This window comes from Candidatus Poriferisodalis sp., from assembly GCF_965198245.1.
In the GTDB taxonomy this organism is placed as follows: domain Bacteria; phylum Actinomycetota; class Acidimicrobiia; order Acidimicrobiales; family Poriferisodalaceae; genus Poriferisodalis.
This window is the reverse complement of sequence record NZ_OZ240249.1, coordinates 4,013,242-4,032,221: the sequence shown is the minus strand read 5'-3', so window position 1 is coordinate 4,032,221 and position 18,980 is coordinate 4,013,242. Positions and strand designations below refer to the sequence as shown.

Sequence of the window (18,980 nt, the reverse complement as noted above, 5' to 3'; positions counted from 1 at the left end):
TTTGCGCCGATGAGCGGCGCGCAGCAGGAAGAGTGCACCATGAACCATCTGTCTCACTCGCACCGAACCGGCGAGGGGCGTGTCTACGACCGCCGAAATCCGAAACGAAACAGCATCGGGCTCCGCCGCTGGCCGCTCGGCCTCGTGGTTGCGATGCTGCTTGGATTGGGCTTGGCCGGGTGCGGGTCCGACTCAGACCGCGGCGAACTGACCATCGCCGTCGAGAATGCCTACCTGCCGTTCAACTATCTCGACCCCGAGACGGGCGAGCCGACCGGCTGGGATTACGAGGTGCTCGACGAGATCTGCGAGCGCATCGGCTGCACGCCGGTGTTCGAGAACTTCCCGTGGGAGCCGATGATCCAGGCCGTTGCCGATGGGCAGTTCGACATGGCGGCCGACGGGATCACCATCACCGCCGCACGCGCAGAGATCGTGGACTTCTCCGATGGCTATATCAATGTGGACCAGCGGCTGATGGTGCGCAAAGGCGAAGATCGCTTTGTTGACGCCGCCAGCTTCGCCGCCGGGAATTTCGTGCTGGGAACTCAGATCGGCACGACCAACTACGACACCGGCGTCGAGCTGGTTGGCGAAGACCGGGTGGCGCCCTTCGAGGAGTTCGGCTTCGTGGTGCAGTCGCTGATTGCCGGCGACATCGATGCCGTCATCATCGACGAGACTGCCGGTCAGGGATACATCGGCCAAAACGCCGACCAGGTCGAGCTGGTCGGCGGGTCGCTGTCATCGGACCAGCTCGGATTCATCTTCCCCAAGGGCAGCGAGTGGGTGGAACCGATCAACGAGGCACTCGCCGACATGAAGGCGGATGGAACGCTCGAAGAGATCAGTTCCCGGTACTTCGGCGGGGCATTCACCATCACGTACGACGATCTCGAATTCCCCGAATACGACGGGGAATAGCCTGAGCCATCGACGTCGGTCTGCAGCGGTTCCGGTGGACTCACTGCGGATACGGTGCCGATTCGGCGCAGTGCGGAGCACCTGACCGTGCGATCGCTGCGCCGAATGCGTCGAGGGCACACGCGAAGCCAACCCGGGGGTGGGCGCGCCAGATTCAGCGCCGAATCATTTCCTTACTGGGCGGTGCTGCTCGTCCTCATCGTCGGCTGGCTGGGCTGGCTGTCGCTGTTCACCGAGCGCTACCGCGACGCGTGGGACCGCATCGCCGTCGGCATCGGGTTCACAATCCGCACGACCGCGCTCGCATTCGTGATCTCGTTGGCTCTCGGGCTGGTGCTGGCATTGGGCCGGATCTCACGCAACGTCGTATTGCGCAACGTTGCCCGTACGTACATCGAGTTCATCCGGGGCGTTCCGATACTGCCGCTGATCTTCTTCTTGGCGCTGGTTGTCGTTCCCGACGTCGCCGCCTGGCTCGGCTTCGACAATCGCAGCATCAGCACCGAATGGCGGGGCGTGATCGCGCTGGCCATCATCTACGGCGCCTACATCGCGGAAGTTTTCCGCGGCGGAGTGCAGTCGGTGCCGCGTGGGCAGACCGAAGCCGGTCTTTCCCTCGGGCTGAGTCGTCGGGCGACCCTGCGCCGGGTGATCTTCCCGCAGGCGATGCGGGCCGTGATCCCGCCGCTCGGGAATGATTTCATAGCGATTCTGAAGGATTCGTCGCTGCTGTCGGTGCTGGCAGTCGGCGAGGTGACGCTGAGGGCTCGGCAGTACGCCGCAGGGAGTTTTCGGTTTCGTGAGAGCTACGTCGTGCTGGTGTTCATTTACGTCAGCCTCGTCTTGGTGCTGTCGTTCGGTCTCAGCCGACTCGAACGCCGCCTCCGCGGGGGCGAACAGCCTCAAGAGGCGCATCACTAGGCAGCGGCGGGCAATCGCAGCGAAGTTGACAACTCAGTCGGGATACACCTGGGTGCGGCGGTGCTTCAGCATCCGGTCTTGGACGCGCCAGCCGTTCGGCGTGCGCACCACGAGGTCGTGATACGAGGCGGTGCCCACCTTGCCGCCGCCGATCAGCGCCAGGATCCGGAACTTCAGCTCCACCCCAGCGTCGGTCTCGTTGACGTAGATGTTCGTCATCGTGTGGGTGCGGGGATGCTCGGCCTCATCGGCCATGAAGTCCCGGATCGCCGTTAGTCCCTCCAACCGGGGCGCACCCAGATCGGTCAGGTCGAACACCGCATCGTCGGTGAAGATCGTCCCCAGCCGGTCCCAATCGCGGTCGTCGATGATGTCGCCGTAGCGGCCCGGCAGCTCGTGCAATTCCAGACGGTCAGCAATGTCCATGGCCGGACCCTAAGTCACTACCGGTCACCCCAGCCAAGCCCCGAGCCGCTGCTCGATCGCCGCCGAGCCGACGATCAGGCACCGCCGAGCCGACGATCAGGCACCGCCGAGCCGACGATCAGGCACCGCCGAGCCGACGATCAGGCACCGCAGCACAGTCGTCCGACGGCGAGTGCGTCGTCTTCACTGCAAGGAAAGGTTCGCGCGGACGCGGGGGATCACCTCGCGGGCCATGCGCTCCAGCGAGTCGTTCATGACCGATGGGGGCAAGCCTGGCGGGCCGCCCCAGGTGACCAGGTCGGTGACGTCGTGGTCGCGGATCATCGTGGTCAACTCGGCAACGCAGTGGTCGGCGTCACCGGCGGTCCACACCAGCGGGTTGAGCGGATCTGGCTGGCGAGAACCGGTCCGGGCCGAGCGTTCGGCAGCGGCCTGCTTGTGGTCGGCGCTGGCCTTGATGATGCCGATGTAGACATCGCGCCGGTACTTCTCGGCCGCTGCAATCGCCTCCCAGGTCGGGTCGTCGGCGGGGTCCGATCCGTCGGTCACGTAGACGCCACGGATGATCCCGACCCGCTTGTCCCCGATGTCTCGACCGTCGGCTGCCAGCGCTGCCTTCCATGGTTCGAGCACCTTGGCTTTGGGTCCTTGCGGCAGCAGGTTCGTGTCGAATCGGGCCGCCCGCAGCGCACCGGCCTCGCTGGTGGCTGCCACCCACAGCGGGGGACCGCCGTCTTGCACCGGGTCGGGCGTGACCCGCAGATCGCTGTAGCGGTACCGCTTGCCCTCGAACGTGAACGGCTCGCCCGACCACGCCAAGCGCAGGATCTCGATGGCCTCCTCGGTCAGCGACACTCGCCGGCTGATCGGCAGGCCGAAACCGGCGAACTCGTGCGCGGCGTAGCCCATGCCGATTCCCAGCTCCATGCGGCCGCCGGAAACGTTGTCGAGCACGGCAAGGTCCTCGGCCAGCCGCACGGGATCCCGGAACGGCATGAGGCAGATGTCGGTGGAGAACCGCATGGTGGTGGTCAGCGCCGCCGCCGCACCTGCCACCGGCACGAAGTTGGGCAGGTAGCCGTCGGACATGAAGTGGTGCTCGGTGAACCAGCACAGCTCCATGCCGATCTGCTCTGCATGGACAACCTGGTCGAACGTCTCGGCGTACACCTGCGGCATCGTCACGTCGCTGCCCGGCGGGCAGCGGAAGTCGTGCACGATCCCAAATCTGAGCGACTGAGCCATACCTTGCTCCTCGTTCGGATACGGGACGCTAGTTGGACGCCCCCTAACCGATCAGGCCTTCAACTCGTGGAGCAAGTCGCCGACGAGAACTACAAGTGACGACGCGACGAAGTCCGGGTCTTCGAGCGTTCCGACAGCGCGTACGGCCATGCGAACGCCGAGGCCGTCGGCGGTGCCGAAGAGTGAGCCCAGTAGTGCAATTGCTTCATCGGTCACCCCCTTGCTCAGATCGTCCTGCTGCAAGCTGTCGAGCCGAGCGCGAAATCGGCGTCGGTCGTGTACTCGTCGACGACAAATTCGGTCTCGCTGGTGTGCGCATAGACGGCTTGAGCTCCCACGAGCACGACCGCATCGAGATGAACCCCCAGCGCATCGGCGGCATCCAGAAGGCCCGCACGTGCACGTATGTACAACTGTCTACGTTCGCCAAGCTTGTTCATTGCTCGTCATCCAATCGAAGAGTGCTTCGCCTTGCGACGGCTCTCGACCTGGTCCAGTCAGCAAGTCGACAGCGAGTTGGCTCGGGCTGACGCAGCGCAGACGGTTGCGGATCGTGGCGCCTTCGAACACGATCGGGTCAAACGGTTCGAGCAGAACGACGTTCGCGCCATAGTCGACTTCGCGCAGGCCGAGTTCGTGAGCCGCTTCGTAGGGGTCCTCGACAAAGAGCGTCGCCGTTCTCGCGCCCGCGATCGGGTTGAAGCGTTGGGCCGCGAAAGCACCGGTGGCCGCATACTTGAACGAAGTGCGTGCGAGGCGACGTTCGGTGGTTCGAAGCCCGCGCGGATCAAGCAACATGGACGGCTGGTTTGACGTCAACTGTCCGTAGTCCTCGGCCCACCGGCGGATGGCGGCTTTCCAATCGACATCAAGAACGCGGCCGCGTGGCTCGCGCGTAGTGATCCCTTCGCGGTCGAGCAATTCAATGACACGCGAGAGCGTCGGTGCTGATGCCGCGGTGGTTTCCGCAAGCCGTCGGATGCCGAATGGCGGCGAATTGTCGATGATGGCTCGCAGTGCGACAGCAGCGCCGCGACCACGGAGAGAAGTCAGCGGATACTCCGCGGGCCAGGGATCACGGTCAGCGCCCGCAGCCGAGATGAACAGTCCCGGCGACGAGACTTCCAACTTGACGTTGCCAGTGGTGTCGATGTAGCCGACGCCGCAGCTCACGAGTGTGTCTCGAGTGCGCGGCGAGAGGTAGGCGGCGCCAACGATTGGCACTGCTTCCTCTTCTAGGGCGGTGCAGTACTGCTGCACCTGGTCCACCACCGATCTTGCCGCGCGAGGTTCGATCCGCCGTTTGGCCTCGATGACGATCTGAGCGGACTCTCCACTCGGCGACTTAACCTTGACGACGGCATCGGGCCTGAGCGCCGTTGCACCGATTCGTGCGTCGAGGCCTACGTCGGCGTTCCAACCTGTCGGCAACCGAGCAGCAAGCGTGCGAGTCAGGTCTCGGATTATTCGAGTTTCGCTGGGAAGGCTTGACGATGGCATGGTTGCTCGGGTTCCGGGATGGTGGACAGTGATTCGAGTTCGTTTCATATCTTACTCTGTTTCAATAGCAGTGAAACAAGTAATTTTCTGAAACATCCTGAGAGCGTTAGCAGATAAGCGGCGATTCCCGGCAGCCCCGACGACAGACTCTGCGCAAAAATGCCGCCACAAACGGCAAATCTGCGCACAGAAAGCGTGACAGCAGCATTCCGAGCGGTCGCCTATCCGCGCGGCCCGGTGCGGGCGGCATGCTCAAGAACGAGCGGGGTCAGTACCAGGCGTCGGGCGCGGCTGCCTTGCAGTCGTCGACGAAGGCTTGCAGCTCACGGTCGACCGGCGGGTCGAGCGGCGGCGGCGGCTCGTAGTCGGCCAGCATCTGCTTCCACTGGTGGTTGGCGCGCTGGGCCATGTCGAGGCTGCCTTCCTCGGACCATTGCTCGAACGACCGGGTTTCGCACAGTGCCGACTCGAAGTTGGCCGTCTCGAAGTTCGCCATGGTGTGGGCAGTCGCCAGGTAGTTGCCGCCCGGACCGGCCTCGCTGAACGCCGACGTCCCGAGGGCGTTGTCGTTGAGGGTGAGCCCCTCGAGCAAACGGCGCACCAGGTCGCACGAGCTGGGTGAGGGCGATCCCAGTCATGGCTTCCGCATGCGCCTCGAGCCGATCCAGGGTCGCATCGTCCAGCAGCTCATAGGTGGGAATGCGTCGGCGCGGTGTCGGCCCGCCTGCCGATGGCGACGGCCCGGCGGTGCGTGCAGCGACCCGGCTCGACCGTGCGCGCCGCACGCCGCGTCGGCGACAACTGACTGTGCGCCGCTGCCCGACGGCCGCCGTGACGCACAGCATCGCATCGCATCGCACACACAAGGTGCACTGCACGCATGAAGACATGAAGCCATCCTTGTGCGGCCTACAATTCTGTGCATGGCATACATGCATCGCGATCATGGTCACAGCTCCTCCGGGTCTTGGGGGTCTGCCCGCAAGCGAGGGAGGCTGAAGCGATTGCTCATAGCGACGCTGGCAGCGGCTCTGGCCACGGCGACGGTCGCCCTGCCTGCCGCAGCACAATCCGGGGACGATGACGCCTCGGTCACCTGGGATCGCGACTCGAACCGGGACATCGACCTGCACGCTGCCTGGAACAGCCCGACAGCGATTGCTGGGATCGGGTCCACCATGTACGTCAGCACGCGCGACTCGAGTCAGGTGCGCGCACTTTCCCTGGAGGACGCTGGTGCGTATCGGTTTGGCGATCAGATCCATGAGGACGACATCGACACCGTCGCGGTTGCCGATTCCCACTCAGGCATTTGGGCCAACGACCAGTATCTCTACGTGGTCGCCCCAACGCCTGGGTCCCCAGCGGATGGATCCGCTGCACCCAGTGGAACCAACCAGCGAACGATTGTGGCGTTCGACCGTGAGGCAGGCCAGCACGTTCCGGATGTAGAAATTGCGCTCGACGCACCGAACCGGCAGCCGGAAGACATCTGGTCCGACGGCCAGACGATCTATGTGCTCGACAGCCATTTCGACCTGATTTTCGCTTATGACCTCTTCACGGGCGATCGTCTGCACAATCAAGAACTCACATTGGATCCCTTGAACGGAAGCCCGCGAGGACTCTGGTCCGACGGTGCTGTCATGTGGGTCAGCGACCTGAGCGGCGCCAAGCTTTTTGCCTATTCGATGGACGAAGACTCGCGCGGCGAACGCCAGGTCGAGCATGAGTTCCAGACTGACGGTGACAATGACCGGCCGCGGGGCATCTGGTCTGACGGCACGACCATGTGGATTGTCGACGAGGCCGATCGCAAGCTGTTCGCATATACGCATCCGGGCGACACAGAAGAAGAACAAGCCGTAGATCCCGGCGTGGAGCTGATGATTCCCGACACTTGGGGTGATGTCTTCGAAGGAGACAGCGTTGCGTATTCGCTGGTCCTGCGGGCTGAGCCCGACGCCGATGTTGTCATTGATGTCACCCACACCGAGAACGAGGACTTCTCGATATCGCCGAGCTCGTTGACGTTTACTCCGCAGAACTGGTACACGCCCCAAGACATCACGATCAGCATCACCCATGACAGCGACACGTTCAACGACGGCATCCAGATCACCCATACCGTCAACGCCGAGAGCAGCTCGGACGAATACGACGCCGTCGTCATCGACACGCTTGGGCTCACCGCACTCGACATCGATACCGCCGGGATAACGGTTTCCGCCCTCGCACTGGTGATCGACGAACCGAGCAGCACCCCCTACACCGTGGTGCTTGACTCAGCCCCTGCCTCAAATGTCGTGATCGAGGTTTGGAAAATGGGAGATGCCACCGTCTCCGTCGCACCCAGCCTGCTGACCTTTACGCCGACGAATTGGCTCGAAGAACAGCAAGTCGTCGTCACTGCGAGCGACGACGCAGACCGGGCCGACGGAACCGCAACCGTCTTTCACCGTGTGACCGTCGACGGCACGTCGAGCAGCGAGTTCGTCGGTGTCCGTATCGACCCGGTCGCGGTGGCTGTGAACGACACGGACGATGTGGTTGTCACGGTCGATTCGCTGGCATTCGATGAGGGCAGCAACTCCTCGTACTCGGTCGTGCTCGACGCGGCTCCAAGCAATGACATCCTCATCGGTGTCACGGTGAGCGGGGACAGCGATATCACCGTGTCGCCGTCGACACTGACGTTCACGAGCTTGAACTGGTCCACATCGCAAGACGTCACCGTGTCCGCGCTTGAGGACGCTGACAGCACGGACGACGAAGCAACCATCAGCCACACAGTCAGCCCTGCCAGCGCTCACATCACCGTCAGCGACGTCGCCATTGCCGTCACCGACAACGATGAAACCAGCGGTGACGACACTTCTGGGGATGACGAGTCTGGGGACGACACTTCCGGGGACGACGATTCTGGCGACGACGCCGTTGTGATCGCTCCGGGAGCCACCGTCTCGGTCAGCAGGCTGACGGTAGATGAGGGTGGCAGCGGCACCTACACCGTTGTGCTCAACGCCGCCCCGACGTCCTCCGATGTCGTCGTCAAAGTAGCGGTGACCGGCGTCTGGGAAGTCGAAACAAAGCCGGCCAGCCTGACGTTCACTGCCTTGAACTGGTCCACGGCGCAGACCGTCACAGTTACTGCTGCCCACGACGCTGACAGCGGCCATGATTTCGCTCGTCTTCTCCACCTTGTCGACGCAGACGCCAGCTCGAATGAGTATGACAGCGTCGGTATCGGCACTGTCTCCGTTGCCGTCACCGATGATGACATCAACGTGAACGGTTTCGGGTGCAGTGGCGAGACGCTGACAGACTCGGATACGTCGAACGATTCCACAACGTTGTTCGGCCGAGTGCAGAGCAAAGACATCAACTTGAATGCCGGCTGCAACGACGATCAATATCGGTCGAAGAGTTCACGAGGCGTATCAGGTGACGCAGGCCGCAACCTTGTCTGGGTGGCCGATCAGGGGCGTGACGCGGCGTTGGCATGGTCGATTGGCGACGACTCGTTCAGCGAATATAAACCCGACGATTCGTTTGTGTTCCCTGGCCATGTGTCTGCTGTACGCGGCTTCTGGGTCGATGTCGACTCTGGCAGTTTCCATATTGCCAACGGCAAGCGCTCCACTCACTTTTGGCGTGATGACATCTACTCGAAGTTCTATGAATTGAACTCCTCGGGTGAAGAGTTGGCATCCGCCGATTACGACTCTGCGAACGAGTTTGCATACGGCATGTGGGGCAATGAAACGACGACGATGTGGGTGCTGGACAAGAGCGATTCGAGAATCTATGCGTATGTGCTCGAGACCGGAGCTCTGGACCCCGAAAGGGATATCGGGCTCCATGCAGACAACCAGGATGCGAGCGGCATATGGTCCGACGGCAGCATCATGTGGGTGGTCGACGAGCGCGATGACATGGTCTACTCCTACCGCATGACCGACACGGAATGGGGCGCCCGCACCCTCACCCAGGAGTTCAATCTTGCGAGCGCAAATGACCATCCGCGCGGATTGTGGTCAGACGGGTCGACGATGTGGGTGCTCGACAGCACAGATCACAAGCTGTACGCCTACAACGCGACCGGTCAGCGCGCCGGCGGTCTGTAGGAAATCGCGCAGACAGTCATCGGTCGATCCGGGTGACGTAAGCGCCCGAATCGACCGATGACTGTGCCGCGCCTCATTGTTTGACCTGTTCGGGAACGAACCCGACGAAATCTGACGGCTCGGAGAAGCTCATCATGAACAAGAAGAACATTGCCCTCGCCGTGATGCTGGCTGCCGTGACGCATCTGGGAATCGCCGGCTGCAGCGATGAGGCCGATGACGGCGATGCCATGCCGGAGTCCGATGCGCCGTCGGTGACGGCGGCAAGCGCAGAGACCGAAGGCGGCACTGCGGCGCCTGTTGTTGCTACCGAGCCTCCGACGACCACGTCCGGTCCTGGCAGCGACGACGGGGGCAGCGACGACGGGGACAGCGACGACGGGGGCAGCGACGACGGGGACAGCGACGACGGGGACAGCGACGCAATGGCCGCCGCACCGCCGAAATCTGAAGCTGTGCTGTACACGCGCTGGGTCGTCGACTCGGCGATCGAGAAGTACCGCAGCGATGGCCGCGAGGCCACGCTGGCCCACTACAGCGACATCGAGAGCGTCGACGACCAGTGGTACGTATTCATCGTCGACACCGAAGGGGAAGTCCTCGCCCACTTCGACCCGGAGCGCGTCGGTTCGTCGTTGACGAGCTGGGTGGGCGTCGATGCCGGCGGCTACGCCTTCGGGCCCGAAATGCTGGCCGCAGACGAGAACGGCACATGGGTGACCTATGTGTTCCAGAATCCCGCGACGGGCGACTTGGAGGCAGGGGACTTCGGGGAGACCCAGCTCAAATCTGCCTGGGTGGTGCGCCACGACGGGCTGCTCTTCGCGTCCGGTTACTACATCAACGCCGACGGGTTTGTCGAGGACGGCGTCGCGGCCGCCATCGCCGGCTATGACGAATCGGGATTGGACGGCTACACAGACCGATTTTCGAGTTCCGACTCTGTCCTAGGCAGCATCACCGCGACCCTCGCGTACTACAACACGTCGAACTTCGATGCACGGTGGATCGTCTTCGTCGCCAATCGGGACGGCGAGATCATCTCGGCCTTCTTCGACCCTGAGCTGGAGGGTCGCAGCATCGTCGATGTGCTCGGTTCGGCTGCACTTGATGCGGGCCCGGAGGGCGTGTGGATCACTGAGGCCGACAACGAGGCCGGAACAGGCCCCGCGTACATGCGGTCGTGGGTCGTGCGCCACGACGGCCTGATCTTCGGCGCAGCACGGACCGACTGGAGCTACCTCGAGTAGCGCACCGAACGGGCCTCAGCAGCCGGTCGCGTCGTGCAGGCGTCGGCCGGTTGGCCAAGCCCTTTTCTTAAGTTAGGAGAATGCAATGCCAACTGCGATACCCCCCCCCCCCCCCTCCCTCGGTGAGACGACATCGCCGAGGTTGGGCTTCGGCGGTTGTGGCGGTCGTGGTCGCCGCGGCAGTGCTGGCGCCGGTGGCGGCGCATGCGGCGCCGTCACCCGACCGCCCGTCGAGGCCTTCCGCAGCGATCGTCGACGGAGTTGTGGAGTTGAGCTGGGGCGCGCCCGCGCAGGACGCTGCATCGGTGACGGGCTATCAGGTGCTGCGCCGCCGTCCTGGTGTGGACGCAATCGGAGCGTTCCATGTGATTGCCCACGACACGACGGCGACTGACACCTCGTTTGCCGACGTGTGCGCCCGTGACGCGGGTGCTTCGTACACCTATCGGGTCAAAGCGTGGCGCGATGGCGAGCTGTCGGGCTGGTCGGGGTACAGGCGAATCAATCTCCGGAACGACTTCGTCGCGGCTGAGAATGCGCCGGATTGCGACCCGGACACCGGGGTCATCGCCGGCGACAGCAGTGACGACAGCGATACCGAGATCGACGCTGACGACACCCAGCTGTTGGGCGTCCTCGCGGGGAAGCAAGGCGGTGCAGTTGTCGATGACGGCGGAGGCGACACCGACACCGACGACGGCGACGACAGCGACGACAGCGACGACGGTGACGACGGTGACGACGCGGACGACGGTGAGGACGTCTGTGCACGAGCAGGCACACCGGCCGCAGATGAGCAGGCATCGGAGGAGTCGGAGTCGGGCGGCGTGTACCGCATCGCCTATTCCAACCCCGGCGACGCGTTCTCCATCCAGGTGATGGATGCCGACGGCAGCAACCAGGAAATGGTCACGAGCCACTCGAGCGACGTGCACGGAACCGAGTGGTCGCCCGACAGCACCAAGATCGCGTACTACACCGAAGTCGCCGCCGACTACGAGCTCTTCGCCATCGGCGCCGACGGCACCAACCGTGTGCGCCTCACCGATGACAGCTACGAGAACCGTTACCCGTCGTGGTCCCCTGACGGAACCACCATCATCTACCAGACCGAGCAGGCCCTCGGCCACCCAGCCAAGATCAAGTCCATTGCGCCCGACGGCACCGACGAAGCCGTGTTCTACGCCGGGAAAGCCAGGGAGCCCGTATGGTCGCCCGACGGCACCAAGGTGGCCTTCTACAACCGCGACTACTACGTCGTGGACTCCGCTGGTGAGAACCTCGTGCAGGTCAACGACACTGTCACGGTTGATGATCAGATGGCGTGGTCGCCTGATGGCACCAAGATCGCCTACCGCAACTACGGCAGGATTTACGTAGCGAGCGTCGACGGCAGCGGCAGCACCGAGGTCGCAAAAGGCAAGGATCCGGTGTGGTCGCCCGACGGCAGCAAGATCCTCTTCTGGTCCTATGACCAGCGTGAGCTGTACACCGCCGAGCCCGACGGCACCGATCTCACCCAGGTCACCACCAGCGGCCACACCGAGCAAGCCGCATCATGGTCGCCTGACGGCACCAAGATCGCCTACTACGCGTGGGGCGCCCACGGCGGCGAGATCTTCGTGGTGGATGCCGACGGCAGCAACGAGACCAAGCTGACCAGCGACCGCAACCACAACATCGACCCGGTGTGGTCGCCCGACGGCACCAAGATCGCCTTCAGCAGCAAATCCACCGACGACGAGATCTTCGTGATCAATTCCGATGGGACCGGCAAGCAGCGGCTCACTGACAACGACGTCGACGACTGGGCCCCTGACTTCTCGCCTGACGGCACCCAGATCACCTACGTCACCAACGACGGCGACCCGGAGATCGCTGTGATGGCGGCCGACGGCACTGACGTGGTGCATCTCACCGACAACACCACGTCCGATTCGCTGCCGAAATGGTCGCCTGACGGCACCAAGATTGCCTACGAGATCGATGACGGCGACAAAGAAATCGGGGTCATGGCAGCCGACGGCACCGACGTGGTGCATCTCACTGACAACAGCACACATGACACGCAGTTCTCGTGGTCGCCCGACGGCACCAAGATCCTCTACACCAGCAACGACGGCGACAACGAGATCTCCGTCATCGGCGCCGACGGCACCGGAGGGGTGCAGCTCACCGTCAACGATGTGCCCGACGAAGACCCGGACTGGTCGCCCGACGGCACCAGGATCGCCTTCACGCACATGGCCTCCCCGGGCGATTTCGAGGTGTTCACTGCGGATGCCGACGGTGGTTGTCCTCAGCAGATGACCAACGATCCGACGCACAGCTACCGGCCGAAGTGGTCGCCCGACGGCACCAGAATCCTGTTCACCAACAGGCTCCTGTGGCTCCAGAGGCCAGGAATCCTGATTGCCGACGGCACCGACGACCGGACCACCCAGCAGCAGATACTCGGGATGTTCCTTGCAGCCCCGAATCCGAAGTGGTCGCCCGACGGCACCCGCCTTGCTTTCGTCCGGGCGGGCATCGGCGTCATGAACGCAACCGGCAACGGCATTCGACGGCTGACCTACAGCTACGACGACCGCGACCCCGTGTGGTCCCCCGTGCCCAATTCGGACTGACGATCGACTGCCATCAAACAAGGACTGCGGCTGCTCGCTCAGGAACGCCGTCGCCGAGCATCCATCACTGGCGCTAACCGGCGGGCTGGGCTACCCGGTCGGACCTGAACTCGAATAGGTACGGGTCGAGCGATTCCTGGGCCGCAATACGGAACTTGTGCCAGTAGCCGCCGCCGTAGTACGCCAGGCTGCCCGGCTGCGCTTCACCGTGGCCGTTGTAGTACGACAGGCAGTCACGCAGCGGGGCGGTGGTGATGTCGGCTACGCGGCAGTGCTCGGCGTACTTCACTTCTGAGTCGGCAGTGATGTCGACCACGTTGAGGGCCTTGTCGCGCATCTCGGTCAGCATCCAGATGATGTAGTCGCCGTGCTGGTCGATGGCGTCGGTGAAGTTGAAGCTGCCGCCGCCGCCTTGGGGCCCCGACACGATGAACAGGTTCGGGAATCCGTGGCTGTGCAGGCCCAGGAACGTCCTGGTGCCCTCGGTCTGCCACTTCTCGCTGAGCGTGGTGCCCTCGCGGCCTCTGATCATGTTGAACGTCGCGGTTGCCATCCACTGGAAACCCGTCGCGTAGATCAGCACGTCCAGCGGGTACTGGACGCCGTCGTGCACCACGCCGCGCTCGTTGATCTCGCTCACGCCCATCGGCGCGGTGTCCACCAGGTGCACGTGCGGCAGGTTGAACGTGGGCAGGTACTCATCGTGGAAGGTGGGCCGTTTGCAGCCGTAGGGGTAGTACGGCTTGAGCGCCTCGGCCGTCTTGGAGTCTTCGATGATGGCGTCAACACGGGCTCGGATCTGTTCCATGATCCGGAAGTTCGTGTTGAGTTGTTTCTGCACCAGTTCTTCGGGCGTCAGCTTGCGAGCGTGCTGCTTGCGTTCCTTGAAGTCCGCGACGCGGCCGGCGAGGTAGTCGTCGTTGGCCTTGATGGCGGTACGGCCCGACGAGATGCGCGCGAATCGCTTGCGGCGGGCCCGCGCCCACCCCGGCTCCTTGCTCCACTCGGCGATCTCGTCTGGGTCGGTCTCGCGTTGGTCGCGCACGTCGATCGACGACGGCGTCCGCTGGAACACGTACAGCTCATCGACGACCTTGGCGATCTCGGGGATGACCTGCACCGCGGTGGCGCCGGTGCCGATGATGCCGACGCGCTTGCCTTCGAGGTCGACGTTGTAGTCCCAGCGAGATGTGTGGAACGACTCGCCTTGGTACGTCGCCATGCCGTCGATGCGCGCCAGCTTGGGGCTGGTCAGGATGCCGTTGGCCAAGATCACGTAGCGCGCCTTCATGGCGTCGCCGCGGTCGGTGATCACCGTCCAGCGGCCGGTGTCCTCATCCCACTCGGTGGCGTCGACGGTGGTGTGGAACAGGCAATGGTCGTAGAAGCCGAACTTGGTGGCCATCGCCTGGCAGTACTCGAGAATCTCGAAGCCAGAAGCGAACTTCATCGACGGGATGTACCCCATCTCCTCGAGCAGCGGCAGGTAGCTGTACGACTCGACATCGCAGGCGATTCCCGGGTAGCGGTTCCAGTACCAGGTGCCGCCGACGTCGCCGCCCTTCTCGCAGAAGCGGACATCGGTGATGCCGGCGTCGCGCAGCTTGTGCCACAGCAGCAGCCCGGCGAATCCGGCGCCGATCACCAGCACCTCGCATTCGTCGGTGAGCGCCTCGCGCTCGATGGGCGGCTCGGAGTACACGTCTTCGAGGTAGCGCTTGAACTCGCCCTCCATCGCCATGTAGTCGGCGGCGCCCCGGCGGATTTCCTTGAACTCCCGGTACTTGGCCTGCTCTTCGGCATTGAAGACGGCGCCCGGCGGGGGAGGCGGCAGTTCCTTCAGGTGCTCGTCCGCATTGACCGAGTAGCCCTTGCCCTGGATCTTCTCGGAGGCCTTCGCCGCACGTGTGTTGAAGATCTTCAAGCCGGTCTCGGGATCGAGGCTGATCGCGGGTCGCGTGAACGTGTCCGTTGCCGTCTGGCTCTGCGCCATGAGTCCTCCGACTTCATTCGATTCAGTGCCCGTTCGATATTACGTGAGGCGCCCTCTGGCGTGCCGGGATGTGACAGCCTTCCCAGCGTCATGCAGCGCGTCTTCGTCTGGTTCACAGTGGCGATGGCGGCCCTGATTGCCGTGCTTGCCGGCCATCTCGTCACTGCGATGTCCGCGGGCGGGCCAGTCGCCGTGCCTGACGTTCCGGCGTATCTCAGCATCGCCCAATGGGTCGGCGGTGACGGGCTTGCACCCACCGACGTGCCGTTCCAACCCGGGTACGGGCTGCTGGTGGCGCCGCTCGTAGCGGTGTCGCAGGTTTCGCTTCTCGGTACCCAGGGCGAGGTGGTGCACCTCCTGGGGTTGGTGGTGAACTCGCTGGCAGCGGTCGCCGCTGTCGTGGTTGCGGGCCGGCTGGGGTTGGTCTGGGCGCAGCGATGGTGGGTGGCGGGGGCCGCCGGGCTCATCGCAGCCGTGCATCCGTCGCTGTCGAGCGCTTCGCGCATCGCGTGGTCCGAGACGCTGCTCGGGCTGGCCGTGCTTCTCGCGGCGCTCGCGGTGGCCGGCGCGGCGCTGCACGCCGGTACAGCCACGAGTTGGCGCTGGTGGGGTCGCGCAGGGCTGCTGGCGACCTTGGCTGTTGCGCTGCACGCCCGCATGGTCGTGCTGGTTGTCGCCGTCGTCATGACGGCGCTGGCGTGCCGGATCAGCCGCCGAGACTGGTCGGGGCTCGTCGGCGGACTGCTCGTCGGCGGAACTGCGGCTGCGGTGGCCCTCACGCTCACCCACACCTGGCCGACGGCCCGCCTGAACGAAGCGGCACAGCTCGATCGCGGAGTGGAACCGATCGCCACCGTGTCGGGACAACTGTTGGCGCTGGGCGGCGGCACCGTCGGACTCGGGCTGCTGGGCCTGATCGCCGGTCTGGGCATCGCTGTCCGGCTCGTTCGAAGGTGGCCCGGCAACAAGACCGGCAGCTCGAACGGCATCGGTCCGCTGGCCGCGTCAGCGCTGTTTGTCTCGCTGGGTGCCTTGGGCGCGGTCGTGCTCGGCGGTTGGACGCTGACCGGCAGCGATCGTGCCGACGCATTGCTGTATGGCCGCTATGTCGATCCGTGGGCCGTGCCGCTCGCTGCCGTTGCTATCGCTTGGCTCGCGACACGGCGGGCACGGCGTCGTCGCGACTGGCGTGTGTTGGCTATCAGCGCAGCCGTGGCGCTGGCTGCCTGCGCTGTGGTCATCGGGGCAGCCGATGCCTACGACGCACCATCGCGCCGCATCATGACCTTGTCGTTCAGCCCGGCATGGACTTGGCTCGATGGGCGCCTGCCCGCTGTCGCCGTGGCTGGGTTCACCGCAGTCCTGCTTGGTGTGCTGCTCGCGGCGATCGCACAACGCCAACACGGCGAGACTGATCAGCAACCAACAAGTTCGCCGTCCGACGAGACGCCGCACGACGACGAGACGCCGCCCGACGCGGAGCCGCACGACGACGAGACGCCGGACGACGACGAGACGCCGGACGACGAGACGCCGGACGACGAGACGCCGGACAACGACGAGACGCCGGACGACGAGGCGGCGCAGGGGCGAATGGCGACGGGTCCAGTTGCAGCTCTCGGCGTACTCGTCGCAGCAATGCTCGCGCTCGGAGCTACCGCGACCGTGCTGAACCATCGCCATCTCGCAGATGTCGGCGCCGTCGCCCGCGATCAGGTCACCGCAGCGCACACGGTTGCCGATGCCGTCGACAACGACGGTTTGGCCTGCCTCGCGCACGACCGGACATCGGTACCGGACTACGCACTGTGGCTCTACCGCCTCGAGCTGCCCGAGATCGCCCACGAACGGGTACGCCTTTCTGCTGGCGACCGGCCCTGCTCGGAACTGGTCATTGCTGACGATGACCTGGGGGAGCGGTGTACGAACGCCCGGCATCTCATCGACGAACCCGCCGCGTCGTGGGCGCTGTGGCACCTGCCAGCACGCAAGTGCACCGGCGTGTGAACCCTCCGAGCAGGGTGCCGAAGTAGCGTCGCATGATGGCTCCACGACAGCGGCATGCGTTCCGGCTGAAGTCCGCGCCGGCAGGACGGGTCGCCACCGGTGGGGTTCTGACTCTGCTGGCAGCGGCTCTGCTGGCCGGCGCATCGGGGTGCGCCGACACCTCGTCCGGCGACGACCAATCCGCGCCTGACCCGACGGCCACCTCCGCTCCGGCCACCACCGCTGCCGCCGCAGCCCCGGCGACCACGACAGCGGGGCCGATCATCGACCTCAAGGTCACCCAGATCCCCGGCGGTCCGCGCGAGTCCACCGTCTCGGCGTTGCGCGACGGCATGACCGCACCGCTGCTGCCCGAGCCGCTGGTGTCCCCCATCGACGTCCTTTCCGGCGGTCCGCCGCCCGACGGCATCCCCTCCATCGACGCTCCGGACTTCGAGCGAGCCTCCGACGTCGAGTTCCTGCAACCCCAGGAAGCCGTCGTCACGCTCACGCTCAATGGCGACGCCCGCGCCTACCCGGTGCAGGTGATGCTCTGGCACGAGATCGTCAACGACACCGTCGGCGGCGAACCGGTCACCATCACCTACTGCCCGCTGTGCAACACGGCCATCGGGTACCACCGGCAACTCGGCGACCGGATCTTCGACTTCGGCACCTCGGGCCGGCTCTACAAGTCAGCGCTGGTCATGTACGACCGCCAGACCGAAAGCCTGTGGGCGCACTACACCGGGCAAGCCATCGCCGGCGCCTTGACGGGATCCCAGCTGGAGCTGATCCCCGTTGCCACCGTGGCCTTCGAGACGTTCGTGGCCGAGCACCCCAATGGCTTGGTGATGAAGCGCCCCGGCGGTTTCGGGCGGTCGTACGGCAGCAATCCCTATGTCGGCTACGACGAGCCCGATGGCAGACCGACCTTCTTCGGCGACGTTCCCGATCCGCGCCTGCCTCCCCAGACCCGTGTGCTGGTCATTCGGCACGGCGGCGCTGCTGTAGCGGTGGAACTCGACACGCTGCAGGCCGGCGGGGTGATGCCGGTCGATCTGGGAGGCGTACCGGTGGTTGCCTTCCACTTGCCTGGCACTGCGACGCCGATCCAGAACCAGCAGGTGGCTTTTGGCCGTGACGTGGGTGCAACCGGGGTGTTCGACCCCACCGTGGAAGGGCAGCTCCTGACGTTTGTGCGCATGCCCGACGCTGCGAGTTCAGCAGGGCCGGGAGGGTTCACCGACGATCAGACCGGCTCGACGTGGACAGTGCTCGGCCAGGCGCTTGACGGCCCGCTGGCGGGAACCCAGCTCGAACCCATCGAGCACGTCGACACGTTCTGGTTCGCAGCGGCTGCCTACGATCCCGACATCGAAATCCTCGCCGCCCCCTAGCAAACGATCGTCGGCGTCAAGCTCCGTCGTCGATCTGTAACTGCAGGTACCGCTCAACGCATGGGACCGCATCATGGGCCTGCGGCTGGCTGATGTGCCATAGACGGTTCGATCCACAAGGCGCCGTGCGGCGGCGAAGGAATCGGCAAGAGCCCTGTCGACAGGCGAAGACTGGGCTGGAAGTGGTCCGCGGCCACCGACGCGGCCGGCACTCCGGTGAGATGGGCCGCTGGGGCTGCGCTGGATCGTAGAGCGCACCAACTCGTGGCTGTCGAACTATGGACAACTGCGACGCAACACCGACCGATGGCCCGAGCACCGTCTCGCCCAGCTCGCCCTTGCCGTCACCTTGATCATCGCCATCGAACTCATCGACCACCGCAACCGATGGCAACCCCATCGACCAACTATCCTCATACTTTTATGCCGCTCGTCAATCCACAACTCGGCCAGCGGGCGCCGGCGGCATACTCCGGACGCCACCGGCGTCTGATGTCGCTCTTCGTGCGATGCCTTGTCTGGGTTGCGCTGCTCTGCCTTGGAGCGTGCGCGTCCGACGACACGGCGTTGCCGGGCGACGG

The 18,980-nt window shown here is 64.6% G+C and carries 14 protein-coding genes; 7 read left to right on the top strand and 7 right to left on the bottom strand.

All coding sequences use genetic code 11. From position 1 onward, the window contains the following. Positions 1-9: 9 nt before the first annotated feature. Both ACOCMM_RS17890 and ACOCMM_RS17885 read left to right on the top strand, forming a co-directional pair. A complete protein-coding gene (locus tag ACOCMM_RS17890; RefSeq protein ID WP_419554487.1) occupies positions 10-924 on the top strand; it encodes a substrate-binding periplasmic protein in 915 nt (304 codons plus the stop codon). A gap of 183 nt (positions 925-1,107) precedes the next feature. Next, entirely contained in the window at positions 1,108-1,845 is a 738-nt protein-coding gene (locus ACOCMM_RS17885; RefSeq protein WP_419554486.1) for an amino acid ABC transporter permease, read from the top strand. Positions 1,846-1,878: 33 nt separating this feature from the next. Here the strand turns inward: ACOCMM_RS17885 and ACOCMM_RS17880 are convergent, their stop codons facing one another. From ACOCMM_RS17880 to ACOCMM_RS17855, 6 genes are all read right to left on the bottom strand, one after another. After that, positions 1,879-2,271: a nuclear transport factor 2 family protein gene (locus tag ACOCMM_RS17880; RefSeq protein ID WP_419554485.1), complete on the bottom strand. Its 393-nt coding sequence runs from the start codon at positions 2,269-2,271 to the stop codon at positions 1,879-1,881. Between the two features lie 183 nt (positions 2,272-2,454). Beyond that, positions 2,455-3,516 carry an LLM class flavin-dependent oxidoreductase gene (locus tag ACOCMM_RS17875; protein ID WP_419554484.1) on the bottom strand — a complete coding sequence of 354 codons (1,062 nt, stop codon included), beginning with the start codon at positions 3,514-3,516 and terminating at the stop codon, positions 2,455-2,457. 51 nt (positions 3,517-3,567) lie between these two features. Further along, on the bottom strand, positions 3,568-3,732 hold the full coding sequence (locus ACOCMM_RS17870) for a hypothetical protein (protein WP_419554483.1): 165 nt from the start codon (positions 3,730-3,732) through the stop codon (positions 3,568-3,570). Positions 3,733-3,740: 8 nt separating this feature from the next. Further along, positions 3,741-3,929: a hypothetical protein gene (locus tag ACOCMM_RS17865; protein ID WP_419554482.1), complete on the bottom strand. Its 189-nt coding sequence runs from the start codon at positions 3,927-3,929 to the stop codon at positions 3,741-3,743. Positions 3,930-3,933: 4 nt separating this feature from the next. Next, complete coding sequence (locus ACOCMM_RS17860; protein WP_419554481.1) at positions 3,934-4,947, bottom strand: hypothetical protein; 1,014 nt, start codon at positions 4,945-4,947, stop codon at positions 3,934-3,936. Between the two features lie 337 nt (positions 4,948-5,284). Next, positions 5,285-5,617 (bottom strand): trimethylamine methyltransferase family protein, encoded by a 333-nt coding sequence (locus ACOCMM_RS17855; protein ID WP_419554480.1) that lies wholly within the window; start codon positions 5,615-5,617, stop codon positions 5,285-5,287. 322 nt (positions 5,618-5,939) lie between these two features. Between ACOCMM_RS17855 and ACOCMM_RS17850 the strand changes: the two genes are divergently transcribed. The 3 genes from ACOCMM_RS17850 to ACOCMM_RS17840 all read left to right on the top strand — a co-directional run bounded on the left by ACOCMM_RS17850 (position 5,940) and on the right by ACOCMM_RS17840 (position 13,020). After that, on the top strand, positions 5,940-9,143 hold the full coding sequence (locus ACOCMM_RS17850) for a hypothetical protein (protein ID WP_419554479.1): 3,204 nt from the start codon (positions 5,940-5,942) through the stop codon (positions 9,141-9,143). Positions 9,144-9,277: 134 nt separating this feature from the next. Beyond that, the gene (locus ACOCMM_RS17845) at positions 9,278-10,393 is read left to right on the top strand and encodes a cache domain-containing protein (protein ID WP_419554478.1); all 1,116 of its coding nucleotides are present in this window, start codon (positions 9,278-9,280) and stop codon (positions 10,391-10,393) included. Between the two features lie 122 nt (positions 10,394-10,515). After that, complete coding sequence (locus ACOCMM_RS17840) at positions 10,516-13,020, top strand: DUF5050 domain-containing protein (protein ID WP_419554477.1); 2,505 nt, start codon at positions 10,516-10,518, stop codon at positions 13,018-13,020. A 73-nt stretch (positions 13,021-13,093) separates the two neighbouring features. On the opposite strand, the gene ACOCMM_RS17835 is transcribed toward ACOCMM_RS17840, so the two are convergent. Beyond that, a complete protein-coding gene (locus ACOCMM_RS17835; protein WP_419554476.1) occupies positions 13,094-15,013 on the bottom strand; it encodes a flavin-containing monooxygenase in 1,920 nt (639 codons plus the stop codon). 90 nt (positions 15,014-15,103) lie between these two features. Between ACOCMM_RS17835 and ACOCMM_RS17830 the strand changes: the two genes are divergently transcribed. Together ACOCMM_RS17830 and ACOCMM_RS17825 are read left to right on the top strand one after the other, a co-directional pair. Next, positions 15,104-17,020 carry a hypothetical protein gene (locus tag ACOCMM_RS17830; RefSeq protein ID WP_419554475.1) on the top strand — a complete coding sequence of 639 codons (1,917 nt, stop codon included), beginning with the start codon at positions 15,104-15,106 and terminating at the stop codon, positions 17,018-17,020. A 35-nt stretch (positions 17,021-17,055) separates the two neighbouring features. Next, the gene (locus ACOCMM_RS17825; protein ID WP_419554474.1) at positions 17,056-18,399 is read left to right on the top strand and encodes a DUF3179 domain-containing protein; all 1,344 of its coding nucleotides are present in this window, start codon (positions 17,056-17,058) and stop codon (positions 18,397-18,399) included. Positions 18,400-18,980: the final 581 nt, after the last annotated feature.